A 25,221-nucleotide genomic window follows, 5' to 3' on the forward strand; every position below is an offset into this window, starting at 1 on the left:
CGTGGGTAACCCGGCAGGACGCCGAGTTAGCCGCGGACTGATATCTACCTGATGTATGGAGATCAAATTGTGGGAGGGGGCTTGCCCCCGATAGCAGTGGGACAGCCATATCTGCATCAACAGACACACCGCCATCGGGGGCAAGCCCCCTCCCACATTTGAACCGCGATCGACAATCGCAATACCGGTCGGCTTTAAGGCCGCCGCGCCCTGCTTTGGCTTTGGCTTTTGACCTTCGGCGCCCCGTAAAACCACGCTGGCCGAACACAGGCTTTGGAGCGTGGGTAACCCGGCAGGACGCCGAGTTAGCCGCGGACTGATATCTACCTGATGTATGGAGATCAAATTGTGGGAGGGGGCTTGCCCCCGATAGCAGTGGGACAGCCACAGATGCATCAACTGACACACCGCCATCGGGGGCAAGCCCCCTCCCACATTTGAACCGCGATCGACAATCGCAATACCGGTCGGCTTTAAGGCCGCCGCGCCCTGCTTTGGCTTTTGATCTTCGGCGCCCCGTAAAACCACGCGGGCAGGACGCCGGGTTAGCCGCGCTGGGCCAAGGATGGCCCAGCGCGGCGGCCCACGCTCCAAAGCCGGAGTGAGGGCATGCCGAGCCTAGGCGAGGCACCGAGTGGTGGGGCGAGGACCTTTTGGTTACTTTTGGGTCCTTCCAAAAGTGACCCGCTGTAAGAGCGGAACCATAAGCCGCCGTTACCGCAGCAACGGATATGTACCCCAAGCAAAACCTCAAGACACCACCTCCCCAACCACAACCCCACCCAACCACCACCGCGCCAACCCAAAAACATTCGGCGCCTTGAGCAACGTAAAGTGATTCCCCCCGCCATACCAAACCTGCAACCCACTCCCCTGTCGCCGCCACCCCTCAATCATCCCCCCCTGCTCCCGCTGATTCCCCGCCGCATCCAGCGCTGGGTCTTCAGCCAATACCAACCGCACCATCCCGTTAAAACGCTGAACAGGCCGATACGCCGTGCGCAAAGCCGCCGCATACGTCCGCCCCGGCCCATCCATCGCATCCACCGCCGCGCGCCCCGGCAACAACCCAACGCCGACCATCCCTGCGTGTAGCCGCTGGCGCTGCGTCACCTCATCACACCCGGCAAAGTCCACCCGATCAATCCCCAGCGATTTCCCGGCCGACAACTGCATCGCCTCAATCAAGCGCATCAACGCCGCCGTGGTGGTGTAAACCTTCGCGGCGCCCCCAGGCGACTCACTGTCGATCACCGTCAACGATGCCACCTCCCGCCCGGCCGCCTGCAACCGCAACGCCATCTCCAGCGCGACCCAACCACCAAATGAGTGCCCGACCAAATGCACCGGCCCCTGCGGACACGCCTGTTCCAGCGCCGCCAAGTAACACCGCGCCGCCGCTTCCACCTGGCTATGGGGCACCGCCTCACCCTCCAATCCGCGCGGCTGCAAGCCGAACAGCGGCCAGTCGCGCCCCAGCGCTTCGCCCAGGCCCACAAACCCGGTGACGCTATCTCCGGCCCCCGGCACGCAGAACACCGGCGCATACCCCGCCCGGCCACTCTGAATTCGCAGCAACGGTTGATGCTGCGCCTGAACCACCGGCGCACTCGTCGCCAAGGCCTCGGTCAGCGCCTGCCCCAGCGCCTGGATATGCGGCGCCTGCATCATGCTCTGGTGATCTCCCGGCACCTCCACCTGGCGCAATTGCCCTGGCGCCAAGGCATCGATCCAACCCAGCGAATCACTGCGTCGTGACAACTCGGTCGGACGCTCACTCGCGCTGAACAGATGCACCGCAACCGGCAACGGGAACACGCTGTAGTGCGCCAGCGCATGCCCGTGCCCGACTTCCCGTTCGATAAAGCTCAAGAGGTCCGCGTCCGCAGCCGCCGCCATTTGCGCGTATAGCAGACCTTGATCGCGACAGCGTCGCAGCAGGCCCGCAAAGTCCAGCTGTCCAATCTGCGACTCCAATTGCCCAAGGCTCGCCAGTTCATCCACACCTCCCTGTGCTTTCCAATACGCCGTGCACTGCAACAACAAGTGCCGCTTAAGCGCGTCCGGCCCGCTCCAGCGCGCCTTGCCCTGGTCGGTCATGCGCGGCACGTAGCTGTCGATCAAACCGAGGAATGCCACCGGTTCATCCAGCCCCAATAGTTGCATTGCCACTTCATAGGCCAGCACCCCGCCGAACGACCAGCCGGCGACCCGGTAAGGCCCATGGGGTTGAATGCCGCGAATCAACCCGACCAGGCGCGCCGCCAGGCCTTCCATGGTGTTCAGGTGCGGCTCGCCCAGCCCTAAGCCCGGCAGCCCGTAAATCGGATAGTCACCGGGCAGATGCTGGCCCAGCGCCGGGAAATACACGTCCATGCCACTGAACTCATGGACCAGGAACAACGGCGCTTGCGTCCCGCTGCTGCGCACCGTGATCACCGAGGTGTCGCGCACCGGCGCATCCGTACGCTGGCGCAGCATCGCGGCCACCGAGGCCACGCTGGCGTGCTGGAACAGCTCGGCCAGCGACACCGCCAACCCCGCTTCGTCCATCAGGCTGACCAGCCGGATCGCCAGCAATGAATGCCCGCCCAACTCGAAGAAGCGGTCATGACGACCGACCTGTTCCACCTTCAACACCTCGCTCCACAGCGCCGCCAGGCTCTGCTCCAGTGCATCGGCTGGCGCCTCGAAATCGCGGCGGTTCAAGGCTTCCAGGGCAGGCACCGGCAAGGCTTTGCGGTCGACCTTGCCGTTGGCCGTCAACGGCAGGTGCGCCAGCGGCACAAAGGCCGACGGCAGCATGTATTCCGGCAGTTGGCCCTGCAGGTAGGCGCGCACGCTGTCGATGGCGACGGGTTCATCGGCCCAGGTGAAATACGCCACCAGGCGCTTGTCTCCCGGCGCGTCCTCGCGGGCCAGCACCACCACATCCTGAATACCCGCGAAGGTCGCGAGGCGCGCTTCGATCTCGCCCAATTCAATGCGGAAACCACGGATTTTCACTTGGTCGTCATTGCGCCCGATGCATTCCAGCAGGCCGCCCGCCGTCCAGCGGCCGAGGTCGCCGGTGCGGTACATCAAGGCGTCTGCGTCGAATGGGTCGCGCACAAACTTTTCAGCCGTCAGCGCCGGTCGATTCAAGTACCCCTTGGCCACGCCATCCCCGCCGATGCAGATTTCACCGGTCACGCCCAATGGCACCGGCTGCAACTGCGCATCCAGCACATGGATCTGTGTATTGGAAATCGGTCGACCGATGGGCACGCTGTCGGCGTCCTCCGCAAGCGACCGGACTTCGTAGGCAGTGGCGTAAGTGGTGGTTTCAGTCGGTCCGTAGCAATGCACCAGGCGCAACGCCGGCGCACGCGCCAACAGGCTGCGGAATGCCGCCGGATCGGCACGCTCGCCGCCGCACAGCAGGATGCGCAAGCCCGCCAGGGCCTGGGGAATCAGCTGCACGTACTGGTTGAACAGCGCCGTGGTGACAAACAGCACCGTCACGTCCGCCAAGGCCACCCCAAAGGCCGTCGGATCGAGCAAGGTGGCGTGGTCGATCACCTGCACCTGGCCGCCGTTGAGCAACGGCCCCCATACGTCCATGGTGCTGGCGTCGAACGCCGGGTTGGAGGCAAAGGCCACGCGGTCGCTGGCGTTGAAGTCGGCGTAGCCGTTGTTGAGCACCAGGCGCGTGATGCCGCGATGGGGCACCAATACGCCTTTGGGCGTGCCGGTAGAGCCAGAGGTGTACATGATGTACGCCACGCTGTCGGAGGACTGCGACAGGTCCGGGTTGTGGCTCGGTTGCGGATCGAGGACCAGAGTGTCCAGGTCCAGGCGCTGCGCCGGGTAGTCAACGGAGGCGTCGCTGCGGGTCAGCAGCCACGCCGCACCACTGTCCTGCAGCATGAAGCCCTGGCGCTCGGCGGGGGCGTTGATATCCAGCGGCACATACGCGGCAGCGCATTTGAGCACGGCCAACTGGCTGACCAGCAGGTCCAGCGAGCGCGGCAGCAGGATCGCCACATGATCGGCGGGACGCACCCCAAGGCCCATCAGATGATGAGCCAGGCGATTGGCGCGCGTGTTGAGTTCGCCGTAACTCATTGTCACGACGCCGTGTGACTGCTCGCCCTGCAGCGCCGCCAACGCAGCAGGACGGGCCTGGGCCTGGGCTTCGAACAGGCGTTGCACCGTGTGCTCGCGCGGAAAGGGCCGCGTGGTGGCATTGAAATCCAGCAGCTGCTGGCGTTCGGCGGCGGGCAGGATCGGCACGTGGCTGATGGCAGTCGTACCGCCCTGTTCCAACGCCTGCACCACCTGCTCCACGGCAACCTGCAGGTAATCGCACAAACGGCGGGCGCCCTGCCCCACGGCCTTGAGGGAGAACCCCTGACCCAGATCATCCACGCTCAACGACAGGCCGTAGTTGCTGTGCTCTTCGGCCTTGAGCAACTGGATACCCTGTAACGCCTCGGTTGCCGCTTGCGGCGCGCTGTGGCGATAGTTGAACAGCGTATTGAACAGTGGCGTCGTTGCGGGCACGCCACTGCAGCGCTGGGCCAATGCCAACGGCGCCTGCTCATGGCTGAGCAAGTGGGTCAGGCGCGTGTGAGTGGCCCGCAAGGCGTCGCGCACCGAGTGCTGGCCCAGGTCGACCCGCAGCGGCAGGGTGTTGATGAATACGCCCATGGCGCGCTCGGCGCCTTCACCGCCTTGCAGGCGGCCGAGCATCACAGTGCCGAACACCACCGGCTCGCGGCCCGAGACCTTGCCCAGCACCTGGGCCCAGGCCAGGTGCATCAGGCTGGCGGCGCTCACCCCGGACTGGCGCGCCTGAGTACGCAGGCGTTGGCTCAACGCCGGGTCGAGGGCCCGTTGCACTTGCTCCGTGCGGCCCAGGCTGTCGACTTGCGTCGGTTCATCGATCTCGCCGAGCATCTCACGAAAGAACGCCTCGTGATCGTCAACGCCCAGGCGGGTCTGGGCCACATAGTTGCGGTACGGCACGGCCGCGCCCAACGTGTGCTGCGTGCCCGACAGGAACGCCTGCAGTTCGTGTTGCAGGATCTCCAGGGCGACGTGGTCCATCACCAAGTGGTGAAATAGCAACGTGGCAGTGTCCTCGGCGCACACCAGGCGCATCAGCGGTGCCTGGGCCACATCGAGCCGTTCCGGCACCGGCCCGTTTTCGACGCACAGCGGGGCTTCGCGCCATACCACCTGCACCGGTTCTTCCAAGCCGTCCCAATGGAACGACGAACGCAGGATGTCGTGACGCTGGATCACGGCCTGCAAGGCCAGGGCAAACGCGTGCATCCGCTGCGGGCTGTCGAACGCAAACTGCGCCCGCAGCACATAGTCGTCGCCGGTCTGCACCGCGCGATGGTGATAGAGCATGCCGGCCTGCAACGGCGCCAGCGGGTAGATGTCCTGCACATTCGCCGCACCGCCGGGGATGCAGGCGACGATACGCTCGATGGCCGGCTGATCCAGCGGTATCAACGGCAACATGTCCGGGGTGATATAAGCGCAATCGGCCGCAATGCCGTTGTCCGGCACCGCGACTTCACGACCACCGCCCAGTGCCGCCGCCAAGGCCGACAACGTGGGCTGACCGAACAACACCTTCACATCCGCCGACAACCCGAGGCGGCGCATGCGTCCCATCAGGCTGACCGCGAGCAGCGAGTGCCCGCCCAGCTCGAAGAAGTTGTCGTGACGGCCCACGCGTTCAACGTTGAGCAGTTCGGCCCAGAGGCTGGCCAAGGCAATTTCGGTATCGCCCTGGGGTGCTTCGTACTCACGCACCACCACTGAATCCAGGCCCGGCGCGGGAAGTGCCTTGCGGTCGAGCTTGCCGTTGGGGCTCAGCGGCAAGGCGTCGAGATGCACGAAAATGGCCGGCACCATGAATTCCGGCAGATGGTTCAGCAGGTGAGCGCGCAACGCGTCGATGTCACTGAACGTGCCTGTGTAGTAGGCAATCAGCCGATTGTCGCGGGCGATCACGGCGGCTTCGCTGACCGGCGGGTAGTCGGTGAGGCGTGCCTGGATCTCCCCCAATTCAATACGCAGGCCACGGATTTTCACCTGATCGTCATTGCGCCCCAGGTACTCCAGCGTGCCATCCGCCAAGTAGCGGCCGACGTCACCGGTGCGGTACAGGCGGCCATCGGTGAACGGGTCCTTGAGGAAACGCTCGGCGGTCAATTCAGGCCGGTTCAGGTAGCCGCGCGCCACTTGTACGCCGCCGATGAACAACTCGCCGACCACGCCCAATGGCACCGGCTGCAGGTGGGCATCCAACACGTACATACGGGTATTGGCGATCGGTTTGCCAATCGGTGTGTTGTCCGGCGTCACCGCACCGGCGCAGTTCCAGGCCGTCACATCGACGGCGGCTTCGGTCGGGCCATACAGGTTATGCAACTGGCTGCCTGGCAACTGCTGCTTGAAGCGCCGCACCAGGCTGCCGGGCAAGGCTTCGCCGCTGCACATCACGCGGACTAACCCTTCGGCCTGGCTCACATCGCCATGGGCCAGGAACACATCCAGCATCGACGGCACGAAGTGCAGCGTGGTGATGCGCTCAGCCGCAATCACTTCGCACAGATAGGCCGGGTCTCTGTGGCCGCCAGGGCGCGCCATCACCAGGCAGGCGCCGGTGAACAGCGGCCAGAAGAACTCCCACACCGACACATCGAAACTGAACGGGGTTTTCTGCAGCACCCGGTCATGGGCTTGCAGGCCATAGGCGTCCTGCATCCATAGCAGGCGGTTGACCACGCCGGGGTGGTCGTTGATCACGCCCTTGGGCTGGCCGGTGGAGCCGGAGGTGTAGATCACGTAGGCGCTGACGCCAGCCACTGGCAGGTTGTCGACGGGTTGGTGCTGCCAGGTCGGTTGGTCCAGGTCGACCACCGCCACGTCCCCCAGCAATGCACGTGTCGCGCCTTGGGCCAGCACCGTGACAGGTGCGCTGTCTTCCAGCATGTAGGCGATACGCTCCAGCGGATACGCCGGGTCCAGCGGCACATAGGCGGCACCGGCCTTGAGGATCGCGTACAGGCCGATGACCATGTCCAGGCCCCGTTCGACGCAGATCGCCACCCGTGAATCCGGCTGTACGCCAAGCGCCAACAGGTGGTGAGCGAGCTGGTTGGCCCGCGCATTCAGCTCGGCATAGGTCAATACCTGGTCACCGGCCTTGACGGCCACGGCATCCGGCGTACGCATCGCCTGCCCTTCGAACAGGCCATGCAAGGTCTGGTCGAGGTTGTACGCCACATCGGTGGCATTGAAGTCGAACAGCAGATGCTGACGCTCCCGCTCGTCCACCAGCGGCACCTGCTCCAGCACCGCCTGGTCGTTATCGACCATGGCCTGCAGCACCCGGGTGAAGTAACCGATATACCGCTGCACTGTCGACTCATCGAACAGCGCCACCGCGTATTCCAAGGCACCGATGATCGTGCCCTGCACTTCCCCCAGGTCCAGGGACAGGTCGAACTTGGCAAAGTGGCTGTTCTCGACGATACCTTCCAAAGCCAGGTCGCCCAGGGCCAGGGTCGGCGCGCTGCTGTCCTGCCAGGTCAGCAGGGTCTGGAACAGCGGGCTGTGGGCCAGGCTGCGCGGCGGGCGGGTAACTTCCACCACTTGCTCGAACGGCAGGTCCTGGTGGGCCTGCGCCGCCAGGGCCTGGGCCTTGACCCGCGCCAGCAGCGCCTCGGTGCTCGGCTCGCCGGAGGTATCGATGCGCACCGCCAGGGTGTTGACGAACAGGCCGATCAGCCCTTCCACCTCGCTGCGCGTGCGATTGGCCACGGGTGAGCCGATCACCACATCCTGCTGCCCGGACAACCGCGCGAGCAACGAGGCCCAGGCGCTCATCAGGGTCATGTACAGCGTGGTGCCGTGACGTTGGCTCAACGCCTTGAGCCCGGCGGTGAGGCGTTCGTCCAGGCGCACGTCGACGCTGCTGCCGGCGTAGTCCTGCTCTGCCGGACGCGGGCGGTCGGTGGGCAACGTGAGCAAGGCCGGCGCACCCGCCAGCGTCTGCTGCCAATAGGTACTCTGGCGGTGCAGCACTTCACCGCTGAGCCACAGGCGCTGCCACACGGCGAAGTCGCCGTACTGGATCGGCAACGGCGGCAATGGGTCCGCCTGGCCGAGGCTGAACGCCTGGTACAGCGCCATCAGTTCACGGGTGAGCACGCCCATGGACCAGCCATCGGAGACGATGTGGTGCAGGGTCAGCAGCAACACATGGTGATCGTCAGCCATGACCACCAAACGCCCGCGCAGCAGCGGGCCGCGCTCCAGGTCGAAGGGTGCCGAGGCTTCGCCGTGGATCAACGCGTCCAGCGCCTGCTGGGGTTGCGGGTGGCGGCGCAGGTCCTGCACTTGCAGGGGCAGCACGTCTTCGGCGGGTACGATTAATACCTGGGCGTCATCGCCGTGCTGGGCAAAGCGGCTGCGCAGGGTTTCGTGGCGCGCGACGATGCGGGCCAGCGCGCGTTGCAGCGCCTCGACGTGCAACTGCCCACGCAGACGCAGGCCGATAGGAATGTTGTAGGCGGTGTTGGCGCCTTCCATCAGCGCCAGGAACCACAGGCGCTGCTGGGCGAAAGACAGCGGCGTGTCTTCGTCACGATTGGCCGGCAGGATATCCGGCAAGGTGCTGCGACCGGACTGGGCCAACACCTCGGCGACCGCCGCGAGTTCGGCATTGGCAAACAAGTCGCCGAGCAACAACTCCACGCCCAGGCGCTGGCGGATCTGCGAGACCATGCGCATGGCCAGCAGGGAATGCCCGCCCAGTTCGAAGAAATGATCGCGACGCCCCACCCGCTCCACCTGCAGCACATCGGCCCAGATCTGCGCCAGCACGTTTTCGATTTCACCTTCAGGGGCCACGTACTCGCGGGTAAACACTGCGGCCATGTCCGGCGCCGGCAGGGCCTTGCGGTCGAGCTTGCCGTTGGCGGTCAGGGGCAACGCGTCCAGCTTCACGTAGGCGACCGGCACCATGTAGTCCGGCAAGTGCGCCACCAGGTGGGCGCGGAGTTCAGCCACCACCAGCGGGTCGAGTTGGCGGTTTTCGGTGAAATACGCCACCAGCCGCTCTTCACGCACCAGCACCACAGCTTCCTGGATACCCGCCAACTGGTTGAGTTGGGCTTCGATTTCGCCCAGTTCGATGCGCATGCCACGGATCTTCACCTGGTCATCATTGCGGCCCAAGTACTCAAGGTTGCCGTCCGGCAGCCAGCGCGCCAGGTCGCCGGTGCGGTACATGCGCCCGGCGTTGAATGGGTCGTGCAGGAAGCGTTCGGCGGTCAGCTCCGGGCGGTTCAGATAGCCGCGCGCCACGCCTTTACCGCCCACGTACAACTCTCCCGCCACACCCAGCGGCACCGGCCGTTGCTGCTCATCCAGCAGGTACACCGTGGCATTGGCGATGGGTTTGCCGATGTGCAACGGCTGGCCGGCCTCGACCTTGCCGGAGGTGGCGACCACCGTGGCTTCGGTGGGGCCATAGTTGTTGATCAGGTCAAAGCGCTGCGCCCGGCCGAACTGGCGCAGGCGATCACCGCCGATCAACAGGGTGCGCAGCGTCGGGTGTTCGATCTGCTGGCTGAAGGCGTACTCGGCCACCGGCGTGGGCAGGAAGCACACGTCCAAGGGCTGCGCACACCACCAGGCCAGCAGCGCGTCGACATCCTCGGCGCCGTCATGGGCCGGTGGCAGGTGCAGGGTCGCGCCGACGCAGAGCGCCGGCCAGACTTCCCAGGCCATCGCGTCAAAGCCGAACCCGGCAACACTGGCAGTGTGGCGCCCGGCGCGCAGGTCAAAGGCGTTGCAATGCCAGTCCACCAGATTGGCGACGGTGTGGTGCTCCACCATCACGCCCTTGGGCAGGCCGGTGGAGCCGGAGGTGTAAATCACATAAGCGAGGTTGGACGGCGTGACCGCCACCTTGGGGTTGCTCGCCGAATGGTGCTGCCAGGTGTAGCGATCGAGGTTGATCACCGGCACATCCAGGGCCGGCAGGCGTTCCAGCAAGGCCTGCTGGGTCAACACCGCCACCGGGGCGCTGTCGCTGAGCAGGTAGTTGAGGCGCTCGGCCGGGTGCGACGGGTCCACCGGCACATAGCAGGCGCCGGCCTTGAGAATCGCCAACAGGCCGGCCAGGGTGTCCAGGCCACGGCGGGCAACGATGGCAACGCGGTCGTCGGGCATGACCCCCAACGCCAGCAAGTGATGGGCCAGCAGGTTGGCTTGCTGGTTGAGTTCGGCATACGTCTGCTGGCGGCCCTGGTGCACGGCGGCAATCGCATCAGGCGTCAGCGCGGCCTGGGCTTCGATGCGCCCGTGCAGCGTGGTGCCTTGGGGGAAATCCGTGTAGGTGGCGTTGAAGTGTTCCAACAACCACTGCTGCTCGGCGAACGGAAGCACTGACACTTGGTTGAGCGCAGTGCCTGGCGCCTGCTCCAGCGCGGTCAACAGGTTCTCCAAGGCGGTTTGCACGTAGGCACACACGCGCTGCGGATCGACCAGGTTGCTGGCCAGCAGGCTCAGGGCAAAGTCATCGCCAAGGTCGTCGACACTCAGGGTCAAGGGGTAGTTGGTACGTTCCTCTGCGCTCAGCGCAGCGATCCCCTGCCAGGCCGAGATCGCTTCGTCACTGGCGGCCGAGGCACTGTGGCGATAATTGAGCAAGGCGCTGAACAACGGCGTCGGCGCCACCACGCCACTGCACCGCTGGGCCAGCGCCAACGGTGCGTGTTCATGCCGCAGCAACGTCGTCAGCCGCGCATGAGTCGCCTTGACCCCGGCGCGCACGTCCTCGCTGCCCACGTCCACGCGAAACGGCAAGGTGTTGATGAAGATACCCAGCGCCCGGTCTGTGTCATGACTGCCCTGCATGCGGCCCATCAACACCGTGCCGAACACCACCTGTTCCTTGCCGGCCAACACCCCCAGCACCTGCGCCCACCCCAAATGGAACAGGCTGGCTGCGCTGACCCCCAGGTGCCGTGCCTGTGCTCGCAGCCGTTGCGACAGCACCGCCGGCAGCGCCAGGTGTACCTCGGTAATGCCCCGCGCATCGCCCTGCACATCGCTCAAGCCAAACGGCAAGGTGGGTTCGCTGATGTCGCCGAGCATCTGGCGGAAGAAGTGTTCGTGTTCCTGCTCGCTGATCCCCAACCGCGCCTGAGCCACATAATTGCGAAACGGCACGGCCTGGCCCAACGCCGCGCCCTGCCCCAACAGGTAGGCCTGCAGCTCGTGGCACACCACTTCCAGGGCGCTGTGATCAAGGGCCATATGGTGGAACAGCAGGCTGGCAACGATACGTTGATTGGCCACGTCTTCGGCCCGCACCAGACGCAACAGCGGCGCCTGGGACACGTCGAGGCGATAGTGGCGAGCATCGAACAGGGCGTGCAGTTGCGTGGCGATGTCGCCGTCGGCCGGGTCCAGCGCCAAGGCCTGCACCGGCAGGCGCGCGCGGCGCCACACCACTTGCGACGGTTGCTGCACACCCTCCCAGACCACCCCTGTGCGCAGGATGTCGTGACGGTCCATCACCGCTTGCAGCGCCTGGGCAAACGCCTCGAAACGTTCCAGGCTGTCGAAGGAAAATTGCGATTGCATCACGTACGGGTCGCCCCGCTCGGCACTGACGTGGTGGAACAGAATGCCTTCCTGCAACGGCGCCAGCGGGTAGATGTCCTGGATATTCGCCACGCCGCCGTCGACGCTGGCGACGATACGGTCGATTTCGTCCTGGCTCAGCGTCGACAACGTCAACATCGCCGGCAGGATGCGTTCGGCGTCCGCCGGGATGCCATTGGCGGGCACGTCGACCACGCCCGCCTTCGTCGCCGAGTATTCACCGGCCTTGATCAGTTCGATCAACGCCGGTTTGTGCTCGCGCAAGGCGGCGAGGATTGCCGGGTCGCTCAAGGCTTGTTTGTTGCCCTGCACCGATAGCTGTTCGCCCTTGAGCGCCAGCTGGATGTCCTTGGTCTTTAGCGTCGCCAGCAGTTGGTTGATGCTCACAGGACGATCTCCATTCGTTCAGTCAATGCGGCGTAGCCAGCCAGGGTCGGCTGTTCGAACAACGCGCGCACGTCGGCTTCCATGCCTTCCTGGCGCAAGCGCCCGATCAGGCTGACGGCGAGCAGCGAGTGCCCACCCAGTTCAAAGAAATTGTCATGCCGCCCTACCCGCTCCACGTTGAGCAGTTCAACCCAGAGCCGGGCCAGCAGGATTTCGGTGTCCCCTTCGGGGGCTTCGAACGCGCGTACCCGCCGTGCGTCCATGCCCGGTGCCGGCAGTGCCTTGCGGTCGAGTTTGCCGTTGGGGCTCAAGGGCAACGCGTCGAGGTGCACGAACAGCGCGGGCACCATAAAGTCCGGCAGGTGCAGTAGCAGCTGGGCACGCAGGCTTTCGACGGGCGTGTGCTCGCCGGTGTAGTAGGCGACCAGGCGCTCGTCGCGGGCCACCACCACGGCGTCCTTGACCAATGCGTGTTCGCTCAAGCGCGCCTGGATTTCCCCCAGTTCGATACGCAGGCCACGGATTTTCACCTGGTCGTCGTTACGCCCCAGGTACTCGATATTGCCATCGGGCAGGTAACGGCCCACGTCCCCTGTGCGGTACAGGCGCCCGCCGGTGAACGGGTCCTTGAGGAAACGCTCGGCCGTCAGTTGCGCACGGTTCAAGTAACCCCGCGCCACCTGCACCCCGCCGATAAACAACTCGCCCACCACGCCCAATGGCACCGGTTGCAACTGTGCATCCAGTACGTACATGCGGGTATTGGCGATGGGTTTGCCAATCGGTGTGTTGTCCGGCACCTCGGGCCGCGCACAGTTCCAGGCGGTCACGTCCACCGCCGCTTCGGTGGGGCCATACAAGTTGTACAGGCCGATGCCCGGCAATTGCTGCTTGAAGCGCCGCACCAGGCTGCCCGGCAGGGCTTCGCCGCTGCACATCACACGGACTAACCCTTCGGCCTGGCTCACATCGCCATGGGCGAGGAATACGTCGAGCATCGACGGCACGAAGTGCAAGGTGGTGATCCGCTGCGCCTCGATCACTTCGCACAGATAGGCCGGGTCCTTGTGCCCGCCCGGACGCGCCATCACCAGGCGCGCACCGGTAAACAGTGGCCAGAAGAATTCCCACACCGACACGTCGAAACTGAACGGGGTTTTCTGCAGCACCGCGTCCTCAGCGTTGAGCCCGTAGGCGTCCTGCATCCAGAGCAAGCGGTTGACCACCCCGGCGTGCTCGTTGATCACCCCCTTGGGCTCGCCGGTGGAGCCGGAGGTGTAGATCACGTAGGCGGCATGGCGAGCGGTCAGGCCCGGGACCTGGGGGTTGGTCGCGGGCTGGTGCTGCCACGTGACGTGATCAAGCTCGATCACCGGCACGTCGCCCAGCAGCGCATGGGTGGTTGCTTGCGCGAGGACCACCACCGGCGCGCTGTCCTGCAGCATGTAGGCGATACGCTCCTGGGGGTAGGCCGGGTCCAGCGGCACGTAGGCGCCGCCGGCCTTGAGGATGGCGAACAGGCCGACCACCATGTCCAGGCCACGCTCGAGGCAGATCCCCACCCGTGTATCCGGCAGTACGCCGCGCTCACGCAGGTGATGGGCCAGGCGATTGGCGCGTTCGTTGAGTGCCTGGTAGGTCAGCCGTTGCTCTGCGGCAATCACCGCCACCGCCTCCGGCGTGCGCTCGGCCTGGGCTTCGAACAGCCCCTGCAGGGTCTGATCGAGATCGTACGGCACCTCGGTTGAGTTGAATTCGACCAGCAGCTTATTGCGCTCTTCGGCGCCCAGGATCGGCAAACGATCGAGCGCGTGTTGCGGCGCGTGCTCCAACGCCTCGACCAGGCCCGACAGCGCGGTCTGCAGGTAATCGCACACGCGTTGCGCATCGACGCGTGCCAGGGCGGTGATGTCATAGCCATCGCCCAAATCGTCCACGTTCAAGGTCAACGGGTAGTTGGTACGTCCGTCGTTGACCAGGGTCTGCATGCCTTCCCAGGCCTGCTGCGCCTCTTGCGAGCGAGTGGCCGCGCCACGGTGACGGTAATTAAGCATTGAGCTGAACAGCGGGGCCGGGGCAGCGACCCCGCTGCAACGCTGGGCGAGCGCCAGGGACGCGTGTTCATGGCCGAGCAAGGCGCTGAGCCGGTCGTGGGTCGCCCGTACGGCGGCACGTGCGCCTTGACCGTCGATGTCCAGGCGCAGCGGCAAGGTGTTGATAAATACCCCCAGGGCGCGGTCTGCGCCCTCGCCGCCTTGCAGGCGTCCGACTAATACGGTACCGAACACCACGCTGTGGCGGCCCGATGTCGCCGCCAGCACCTGGCCCCACGCCAAGTGAAACAGGCTCGCCGTGCTTACCCCCATCAGCCGGGCCTGGGCCCGCAAGCGGCGGTTGAGGTCGCTGTGCAGGCGCAGACTGTGCTCCTCGATGGCGCTGCCGTCGCCGCGGACGTCCTGCCAGCCGAAGGGTAAGGTCGGCTCGTCGATGTCGCCGAGCATTGCGCGGAAAAAGCCTTCGTGCTCCTGTTCGCTCACGCCCAACCGCGCCTGAGCCACGTAGTTGCGGTACGGCATCGGTGCAGCCGCTGGCACTTGCCGGCCGAGCAGGAAGCCCTGCATTTCCCGCAGCACGACGTCAAACGCGGTGTGGTCGAGGACGATGTGGTGGTACAGCAATACGGCGACCACCCGTTGATGGACGGGGTCCTGGGCGTACATCAGGCGGATCAGCGGGGCCTGGCTGATGTCCAGGCGATAGCGTCGTGCATCGAAACGTTCGTGCAGGCCGGCCAGTACATCGCCTTGCAGGTGCAGCGCCTGCACCTGCAGTTCGGCGGTGCGCCACACCACTTGCAGCGGTTGCGCCAAGCCCTCCCAGACCACGCCGGTGCGCAGGATATCGTGACGATCGATCACCTGTTGCAACGCTTGGGTGAAGGCGTTGAGACGTTCGAGGCTGTCAAACGCCAGGTGCGTTTGCAGCAGGTACGGGTCGCCCTGCTCAGCGGTGATGTAATGGTAGAGAATGCCCTCTTGCAACGGCGCTAGCGGGTAGATGTCCTGCACATTCGCCGTACCGCCGGGTACTTGCGCGACCACTTGGTCGATCGTTGCCTGGTCGAGTTCCACCAAGGTCAGCAGGTCCGGCGTAATGCGCCGGCAGTCGGCGGGAATGCGATTAACCGGCACCTGCACTTCGCGGCCACTGCCGACGGCGGCGGCCAGTGCGGCCAGGGTCGGCTGGCTGAACAGCACGCGCACATCGGCACTCAGGCCGACCTGGCGCATGCGTTCGATCAGGCTGACGGCCAGCAACGAATGGCCGCCCAGCTCGAAGAAGTGGTCATGGCGACCGACCTGTTCGACGTGCAAGACCTCGGCCCAGATGCGCGCCAAGGTGGTTTCAACTTCGCCTTGGGGCGCTTCGTATGCGCGGGTCAGCAGCGCGGCGTGATCGGGTTCCGGCAGCGCCTTGCGGTCGAGCTTGCCGTTGGCGGTCAGCGGTAATGCGTGCAGCTTCACATAGGCGACCGGGACCAGGACATCGGGCAATTGGGCTTGCAGCTGCGTGCGCAGGGTGTCGATGTCCAGCGGTTGCTGTGCGGTGAACCAGGCAATCAAGCGACCTTCGCGCACCACTACCACCGCTTCGCCGACGCCGTCCAGGGCGGCCAGGCGGCTTTCGATTTCCCCCAGTTCCACCCGTACGCCACGCAGTTTGACCTGGTCATCGTTACGGCCCAGGTACTCGATGTTGCCATCGGGCAGCCAGCGCGCCAGGTCGCCGGTGCGGTACATGCGCCCGGCGTTGAACGGGTCTTGCAGGAAGCGTTCGGCAGTCAGGTCGGGCCGGTTCAGGTAACCCCGCGCCACACCGCTTCCGCCCACATACAGCTCGCCCGTCACCCCCACCGGCACCGGGCGCAATTGCGCGTCCAGCAAGTAGACGCTGGCATTGGCGATCGGCCGACCGATATGCAACACCTGCCCCGCGCGCACGCGGCCGGAGGTGGCAACCACAGTGGCCTCGGTGGGGCCGTAGTTGTTGATCACCGCAAAGCGCCGCTCGTGAGTGAACTGACGCAGGCGATCGCCGCCGATCAGCAGGATGCGCAACGTAGGGTGTTGCAGCTGCTGGCTGAAGGCGTATTCGGCCACCGGCGTCGGCAGGAAGCTGACGTCCAGCGGCTGCGCCAGCCACCAGGCCAGCAGCTCATCGATGTTTTCATTGCCGACGTTGGCCGGCGGCAGGTGCAAGGTGGCCCCCACGCACAGTGCCGGCCACACCTCCCAGGCCATCGCATCAAAACCGAACCCGGCGACGCTGCTGGTGTGGCCCGTGGCACCCAGGCCAAAGGCTTCGCAGTGCCAATGCACGAGGTTTTCCACGGTACGGTGTTCCACCATGACGCCCTTGGGCTGGCCGGTGGAGCCGGAGGTGTAGATCACGTAGGCCAGGTGCGCCGGGGTCAGCGTGTCGAGTGGTGGGTTGGTGACGGCGAGGTGCTGCAAGCGTGGGTCATGCAGGTCTACGCTGGCGACCTCGCCCAATAAGGCGCGGGTACTGGCTTCGGCCACCGCCACCACGGGTGCGCTGTCGTGCAGCAGGTAGGCGATGCGCTCGGCGGGATACGCCGGGTCGATGGGCACGTAACCGGCACCGGCCTTGAGGATGCCCAGCAAGCCCACCAGCATCTGCGGGCCGCGACGGCAGCAGAGCGCGACACGGTCGTCGGGCTGTACACCGAGTGCCAGCAGGTGATGGGCCAGTTGGTTGGCGCGCTGGTTGAGTTGTTCATAGGTCCACGCCTCACCGCCTTGCAGCACCGCGACGGCCTGGGGTTGGCGTTCGGCCTGGACCTCAAAGGCACCGTGGACGGTCTGCCCCTGCGGGAAATCATGGACGGTAGCGTTGAAGTCGCGCAGCAGGGTTTCGCGCTCCGTTGCCGCCAGCATCGGCAGTTGGTTGAGCGCGGTCTGCGGTGCGCTTTCCAAGGCGGCCACCAACTGCTCCACGGCGTTGTGCATGTAGGCGCACAGGCGCTGGGCGCCGATCTGCGGCAGCGCCAACACGGTCAGGCCGAAGCCCTCACCCAAGTCGTCCACGCTCAAGGTCAACGGGTAGTTGCTGCGCTCTTCACCGCCGAGCAATTGCACGCCTTCCCAGATGCCATGGCCATCGCGGGCCATTTCGTCGGGGCTGCTGTGACGGTAGTTGAGCAACGCACTGAACAACGGCGATGCGTTCGCCACGCCGCTGCAACGCTGGGCCAGCGCCAGGGACGCGTGTTCATGGCCGAGCAAGGCGCTCAAGCGCCCATGAGTCGCCTTGACCGCAGCAGCGGCAGTCGCCGCCACGTCGACGCGCAGCGGCAGGGTGTTGATGAACATGCCCAGCGCGCGGTCCGCACCGTCACCGGCCTGCATGCGGCCCATCAACACGGTGCCGAACACCACGTCGTCACGCCCGGACACCAGCCCCAGCACCTGTGCCCAGGCCAGGTGCATCAGGCTCGCCGCGCTGACCCCCAACTGCCGCGCCTGCTCGCGCACCCGCCGAGCCAGCGCGGCGTCCACCGGCTGTTCGGCCTCTTCGATATCACGCCCATCGCCCTGCACGTCCTGCACACCAAACGGCAAGGTCGGTTCCTCCACGTCGGCGAGCATGTCGCGGAAGAACGCCTCGTGCTCCTCCACGCTGACGCCCAGGCGCGCCTGGGCCACGTAATTGCGAAACGGCGCCGCCACGGGCAAGTCCTGGGCCTGGTTGAACATGAACGCACGCATCTCCTGGCCCACCACGGCCATGGCGGTGTGGTCCAGCGCCAAGTGGTGGAACAGCAGGATCGCGGCGACCCGGTTGTGCTGCGGATCCTGGGCATACACCATGCGCAGCAACGGCGCCTGGGTGATATCCAGACGGTAGTGGCGAGCGTCGAAGCGTGCGTGAAGCTGCTCGATGATGCCGCCGTCCGCCGGGTCCAGGGCAACCTCCTGAACCACCAGCTGCGCCTCGCGCCACACCACTTGCACCGGGCTGTCCAGGCCTTCCCAGACCACGCCGGTACGCAGGATGTCGTGGCGGGCCACCACCTGTTGCAGCGCGCCCATGAACCCATGCAGACGCTCCAGGCTGTCGAACGCCATGCGCGATTGCAGCAGGTACGGATCGCCCTGCTCGGCGCTGATGTGGTGGTAAAGAATGCCTTCCTGCAACGGCGCCAGTGGGTAGATGTCCTGCACATTCGCCGCACCACCCGGCACGTTCGCGACAATACGCTCGATGGACGCCGGGTCGAGCTGCACCAACGTCAGCATCGACGGGGTGATCTGCGTGCAACCCAGCGGAATACCATTGGCCGGCACCACGACTTCCCGGCCGCTGCCCACTGCAGCGGCCAGCGCCGCCAGGCTTGGCTGGTTGAACAAAACGCGTACGTCACAGCTCAGGCCGACCTGGCGCATGCGCTCGATCAGGCTGACCGCCAGCAACGAATGCCCGCCCAGTTCGAAGAAATGATCGTGACGCCCGACCCGCTCCAGCTTGAGCACGTCCTGCCAGATCTGCGCCAGTTGGGTTTCCACTTCGCCTTCCGGGGCTTCAAACCCGCGACTTAACAGCGCGCTCTGGTCCGGCACCGGCAGACCCTTGCGGTCGAGTTTGCCGTTGGCGGTGAGCGGCAACAGCTCCAGCCACACATACGCCGACGGCACCATGTAGTCCGGCAACTGGCCCTGCAAATGCGCACGCAGGGCTTCGATCTCCAGCGCTGCACCGGCCGTGTAGTAGGCGACCAGGCGTTTGTCGCCCGGTTCGTCTTCACGGGCCAGCACCACGGTGTCTTTCACACCAGGGAAGCTGGCCAGGCAGGTTTCGATCTCGCCGGGCTCGATACGGAAACCACGGATCTTAATCTGCAGGTCGTTGCGCCCCTGATACAGCAAGGTGCCGTCGGCCTGCCAGCAAGCCAGGTCACCGGTGCGGTACAGCACGCCGTCGCCAAACGGGTTGGGGATGAATTTCTCGGCGGTCAGTTGCGGCTGGTTCAAATAGCCCGTGGCGACGCCCGCACCGCCGATGTACAGCTCGCCGACCACGCCCAGCGGCACCGGTTGCTGGCGCGCGTCCAGCACGTAGGCCTGGGCATTCGCGATCGGCTTACCGATGGGAATACCGCCCTCGCCGACCCGAGTGATTTCAAAGGTGGTGGAAAACGTGGTGGCTTCGGTGGGCCCGTAGCCATTGAGCAGGTGCTGGGGTTTGCCGTGTTCGAGCACCCGGCCAATCACCTGCGGGTCGAGCACGTCACCGCCGACAATCAGGTAGCGCAACTGGCGGAATACCGGCATCAGCGCATCGGCGTACTGGTGGAACAGCCCCGCGGTCATCCACAGCACGCTGACGGATTGCTCCTGCAACAGCGCAGCGAACGCGGCCTGGGACAACAGCACCGCATGCTCGACCACCACCACGCAACCGCCATTGAGCAACGGCGCCCACACATCCAGGGTGCTGGCGTCGAACGCCGGGTTGGAGGCGAACGCCACGCGGTCCCGCGCGTTGAACTCGGCATAGCCGTTATTGAGCACCAGTCGCGAAATGGCGCGGTGCGGCACTTGCACGCCTTTGGGCGCACCGGTGGAACCGGAGGTGTAGAGGATGTAGGCGACGCTCTCCGAGGACTGGGGCAGTTCAGGGTTACGCGGCGACAGGCCGTCCAGGTTCAGGTCGACCAGGCTGCTGAGCACCCGATGCGCGCCACTGTCTTGCACGATAAATGCCTGGCGCTCGACCGGCGCATTGACGTCCAGCGGTACATACACCGCCGCGCATTTGAGGATCGCCAGTTGGCAGATCAACAGGTCGAGCGAACGTGGCAGCGCAATCGCCACGCTTTCGCCCGGCTGCACGCCCTGGTTGAGCAGGTGATGGGCCAGGCGGTTCGCGCGCCGATTGAGGTCGCGGTAGCTCAACGACAGCGGGCCATGCACCGCTGCCACCGCTTCCGGACGGGCCAGCGCCTGGGCCTCGAACAGTTGATGCACGGTGAGGTGCGCTGGGTAATCACGGGCGGTGGCATTGAAGTCCACCAGCAATTGGTGGCGCTCTGCGGCCGGCAGGATCGAGATGGCCTGCAGCGGCGTGGTGGGCGCCTGCTGCAAGGCGGTCACCAGATGGCGCAACGCGGTGAGCATGTAGTCGCCCACGCGCTGCACGTCCAGGCTCGCCACGCCTTGCACGGTCAGGGCAAAGCCGGTGCCCAGGTCATCGACGTTGAGCACCAGCGGGTAATTGCTGCGTTCTTCGGAACTGAGAATCTGGATGCCGGAGGCCGCGAACGGGCTGTGCCCCGGCGCCTCGCCCGGCGCGCTGTGACGATAGTTGAGCAAGGTGCTGAACAACGGCAGCGAACCCGGCACGCCACTGCAACGCTGGGCCAGGGACAACGACGCGTGCTCATGCCCGAGCAACTGCGCCAGGCGCGCGTGGGTGGCGCGTACACCGGCTTGTACGCCGACGCTGCCCAGGCTGACGCGCAGCGGCAAGGTGTTGATGAACATCCCCAGCGCCCGGTCGGCGCCCTCGCCGCCCTGCATGCGCCCCAGCAACACGGTGCCGAACACTACCGCCTGCTGACCGGACACCTGCCCGAGCACCTGCGCCCAGGCCAGGTGCACCAGGCTCGCCGTGCTCACGCCCAATTGCCGCGCCTGTTCGCGCAGGCCCAGGCTCAAGGCCGGTTCCAGTGGCAGGTGGGCTTCAAGGATGCCGCTGCCGTCGCCATTCACGTCCTGCAACCCGAAGGCCAAGGTCGGCTCGTCGATATCGCCAAGCATCTCGCTGAAAAATGCTTCGTGCTGCGCCTGGCTGACCCCAAGCCGTGCCTGGGCCACATAGTTGCGGTACTGCACGGCGTCGGGTAATTGCGCGCTGCTGCCGGACAGGCTCGCGCTCATTTCTTCCACCAACACCTGCAGGGCGGTGTGGTCCAGCAGGATATGGTGCAGCAGCAGGATGCCGACGAAACGGTCCTGTTCCTCGGCGTAGGCAAAACGCATCAGCGAGGCACGGCTCAGGTCGAGGCGGAAGTGGCGAGGATCGAAGCGTTGCTGCAGTTGCTCAAAAGGCTCGTCGATACGCTCGACGGCCAGCGCGGCCTGGCGCAACACCACCTGCACCGGCTCATTGAGGCCTTCCCAGAGGATCGCGGTGCGCAGGATGTCATTGCGCTCGATCACGCTGTGCAGGGCCTGGATAAACGCGTCCACCGCCGCCTGGTCGTTGAAGCTGAACTGCACCTGCAACACGTAGGGATCGCCCTCGGTGGTTGCCAGGTGATGATAGAGAATACCGGCCTGCAACGGCGCCAGGCCGTAGATGTCCTGCACGTTGCTGATGCCGCCGGGCACGCGCTGGATGATGTGGTCGAGGGCCGCCTGGTCCAGTTCCACCAGGGGCAGCATGTCCGGGGTGATGTGCGTGGTGGCGTGGGTTATCAGGTTGGTCGGGACCTGCACCTCTTGCTGCCCGCCCACCGCCGCCGCCAGTGCCGCCAGGGTCGGCTGGCCGAATAGCACACGCACGTCGGCGCTGAGGTCGACCTGGCGCATGCGTTCGATCAGCTTGACCGCCAACAGCGAATGGCCGCCCAGTTCGAAGAAGTTGTCGTCACGCCCCACGTGCTCGAACTTGAGCAGGTCTTGCCAGATCGCCGCGATGGCGTTTTCCACCGCGCCTCGGGGGGCTTCATAGCCCCGTCGAGCCAGGGCATCGGCGTCCGGTGCGGGCAGTGCCTTGCGGTCAAGCTTGCCGTTGGTGGTCAACGGGAATTGATCCAACTGCACAAAGGCGCTGGGCACCATGTGTTCGGCCAGGCTCAGCAGCAGGTGGTCACGCAGGTCGGCGGCGCGCAGTGCGCCTTCGGCAATCACGTAGGCCACCAGGCGCTTGTCACCCGGCGCGTCTTCACGGGCGATCACCACGGCGTCACGCACACCCTCGGCGCTGGCCAGGTGCGCTTCGATCTCGCCCAGTTCGATGCGGAAACCGCGGATTTTCACCTGGTCATCGTTGCGGCCCAGGTATTCGACGCTGCCGTCGGCCAGCAGGCGACCGAGGTCACCCGTCTTGTACATACGCAGGCCGGTGGCTGGGTCGGGCAGGAAGCGCTCGGCGGTCAGCGCGTCACGGTTGAGGTAACCGCGCGCCACACCGGCGCCGCCCACGTACAACTCACCGACCACACCCAGCGGCAACGGCTCGCGACGCGCGTCGAGCACATACAGTTGCAAATCGGGAATGCGCACGCCAATCGGGCTGACACCCACCAACTGCGCGTCCGCCGCCTCCAGGGCGCGGTAGGTCACGTGCACGGTGGTTTCGGTGATGCCGTACATGTTCACCAGCTGCGTGCCGGCGTTGATCGCCCGGGCGTACCACGGCTTGAGCATGCCCGGCTCCAGCGCTTCGCCGCCGAAGATCACCTGGCGCAGGGAATGGGACTGCGGGTTCTGGCCTTGTGCGGCGATCAATTGGCGGAAGGCGCTGGGCGTCTGGTTGAGGATGCTCACGCCCGCTTCGCACAGCAGCGTGTAGCACTCGTCCGGTGAGCGGCTGACCAGTTGCGGCACGATCAGCAACTGGCCGCCGTGCATCAGTGCGCCCCAGATTTCCCAGACCGAGAAGTCAAAGGCGAAGGAGTGAAACAGCGCCCAGACGTCGTTGCGGTTGAAGTCGAACCAGTGCTCGGTGGCCGTGAATAAGCGGGCAACCTGGCGGTGCTCGATCATCACGCCCTTGGGCTGGCCGGTGGAGCCGGAGGTGTAGATCACATAGGCCAGGTGGGCCGGGCTGACGTTGACCCGCGGGTTGACGATGGATTCACCGCGCAGGCCGTTGAGGTCGACCTGTGGCAAGTCGCCAACCAGATGGCGCGTGTTGGCTTGTACCAACACGGCCAAGGGTTCGCTGTCGGTTAGGGTGTAGGCGATGCGCTCCAGCGGGTACGCCGGGTCGATCGGCACGTAGCCGGCGCCGGCCTTGAGGATGCCCAGCAGGCCGATGATCATTTCCGGGCCACGCTCCACGCAGATCGCCACGCGGTCATCCGGGCGGATGCCCTGGGCCAGCAGGCGGTGGGCGACTTGGTTGGCGCGCTCGTTGAGCTGGCGGTAGGTGAGGCGCTGGTTGTCGAAGCGCAAGGCAATGGCTTCAGGCTGGGCGGCGGCGTGGGTTTCGACGTGCTGGTGGATCAGGGCGGTGTCGGCGTAAAGCGCGGGGCTGTGATTGAAGCGATGCAACAGGCTGTGGCGTTCGGTGTCGGGCAGGATAGTCAGGCCGCTGAGCGGCATATCCGGTCGCTGTTCAAGGGCCTCGGCCAGGCTTTCCAGAGCGGTATGCAGGTAGGTGGCGACACGTTCGGCACCGATGGACGCGTCGACCATCACGGTCAGGGCGAAATCTTCACCCAGGTCATCGACGTTGACCGTCAGCGGGTAGTTGGTGCGCTCCTCGGCGCTGAGTACGCGGATGCCCTCGGCGATCTCGATCACCTCGGCCATGTCCGTGGCGGCGCTGTGGCGGTAGTTGAGCATGGCGCTGAACAGCGGCGTCGGTGCGGCAACGCCACTGCAACGCTGGGCCAGCGCCAGGGAGGCATGTTCGTGGTTGAGCAAGGTGGTGAGGCGTTCGTGAGTCGCCTTGACCCCGGCGCGCACGCTCTGCTCGCCCACGTCTACGCGCAAGGGCAAGGTGTTGATGAACATGCCCAGGGCCCGCTCACCGCCCTCGCCCGCGCCCATGCGGCCGAGCATCACGGTGCCGAACACCACCGCGTCGCGCCCAGAGACCACGCCCAATACGCGCGCCAACGCCAGGTGCATCATGCTCGCCACGCTCACGCCAAGCGGCCGCGCCAGGGTGCGCAGACGGCGGCTCAGCGCGCTGTCGACGGCAAGGCGTGCCTCGTCGATACCCAGGCCGTCGCCCTGTACGTCCTGCAAACCGAAAGGCAGTGTCGGCTCCTCGATATCCGCCAGCATCTCGCGGAAAAAGGCCTCATGGGCCTGCTCGCTGACGCCATGACGCACCTGGGCGATGTAGCTGCGAAACGGCACCGGTTCTCCCGCCTGGGCTTGCTCGCCGGCCAGGTACAACTGGATTTCATGGCGCACCACATCCAGGGCGGTGTGGTCGAGGATGGTGTGGTGAAACAGCAGGGTTGCCGCCACACACCCGGTGAGCGAATCCTGGGTAAACACCAGGCGCAGCAGCGGTGCCTGGCCCAGGTCCATGCGGTCGTTGCGCGCATCGAAATCCACGGCTTCGCACGCCAGGCTTGCCTTGCGCCACACCACTTGCAGCGGTTCGTCGAGACGCTCCCAGACTATCGAGGTGCGCAGGATATCGTGGCGATCGATCACCCATTGCAACGCTTCGGTAAAGGCGTGCAAACGTGCGCGATTGTCGAATTCGAAATGCGCGTGCAGCACGTAGGGGTCACCCTGCTCCGCCGACAGATGGTGGTAAAGCATGCCTTCCTGCAGCGGCGCCAGCGGATAGATGTCCTGCACATTCGCCGCGCCCCCAGGGATGGCCGCGACGATACGGTCGATAGCCGCCTGGTCAAGGCTGACCAGCGGCAGCATGTCCGGCGTAATGCGGTAGGCCGGACTCAGCCAGTCACCGCCATGCTCGGCCACCAGTTCCAGCAGCCGGGGTTTGTGAGCAATCAGTTGATCCCACAGCGCATCATCCAACGCCTCGTCGTCACCGAGGATGATCAGGTCGCCTTCTTCCAGTTGCAGACGGATCGCATGGGTGGAAATCGCTGCCAATAATTCGCTGAACTGCATGGGGTAACCTGCCTGGTAAGTCACGGTTGAGGAGAAAGTCCGTTTTCAGCTGCCGCGTAAATCGGGTGCTGGGCGCCGCGCGCCCAAAAAAAGCGGGCGCAGCCGGGGGCCTGGAGAGGCTTCCGGCAGGCTTGGAAAATTAAGGGATTTGGCAGGCGGGGGGTGACATGGTAAGCGGGGACAAGAGAGATCAGGGTTGGTTCAATCTCAATGAAAACACCTTACGCCTGTGGCTGGCGGGACCTTGTGGTGAGCGGGCTTGCTGTGGTGAGCGGGCTTTTTGTGGTGAGCG

The 25,221-nt window shown here is 65.4% G+C and carries 2 protein-coding genes; both read right to left on the reverse strand.

Annotated elements, in window-relative coordinates; translation table 11 throughout:
* Positions 1-750: 750 nt before the first annotated feature.
* Complete coding sequence (locus QCBJ_RS06480; protein WP_102060346.1) at positions 751-12,072, reverse strand: non-ribosomal peptide synthetase; 11,322 nt, start codon at positions 12,070-12,072, stop codon at positions 751-753.
* Positions 12,069-24,929: a non-ribosomal peptide synthetase gene (locus QCBJ_RS06485; RefSeq protein ID WP_102060347.1), complete on the reverse strand. Its 12,861-nt coding sequence runs from the start codon at positions 24,927-24,929 to the stop codon at positions 12,069-12,071. Before QCBJ_RS06485 ends, QCBJ_RS06480 begins: the two co-directional genes overlap by 4 nt.
* Positions 24,930-25,221 lie beyond the last annotated feature (292 nt).

The sequence above is a fragment of the Pseudomonas sp. QC2 genome, from assembly GCF_002859085.1.
GTDB lineage: Bacteria > Pseudomonadota > Gammaproteobacteria > Pseudomonadales > Pseudomonadaceae > Aquipseudomonas > Aquipseudomonas petroselini.

Coding starts and splice junctions, on each gene's coding strand:
- QCBJ_RS06485 (WP_102060347.1), bottom strand. CDS start 24,929: ATGCAGTTCAGCGAATTATTGGCAGCGATTTCCACCCATGCGATCCGT.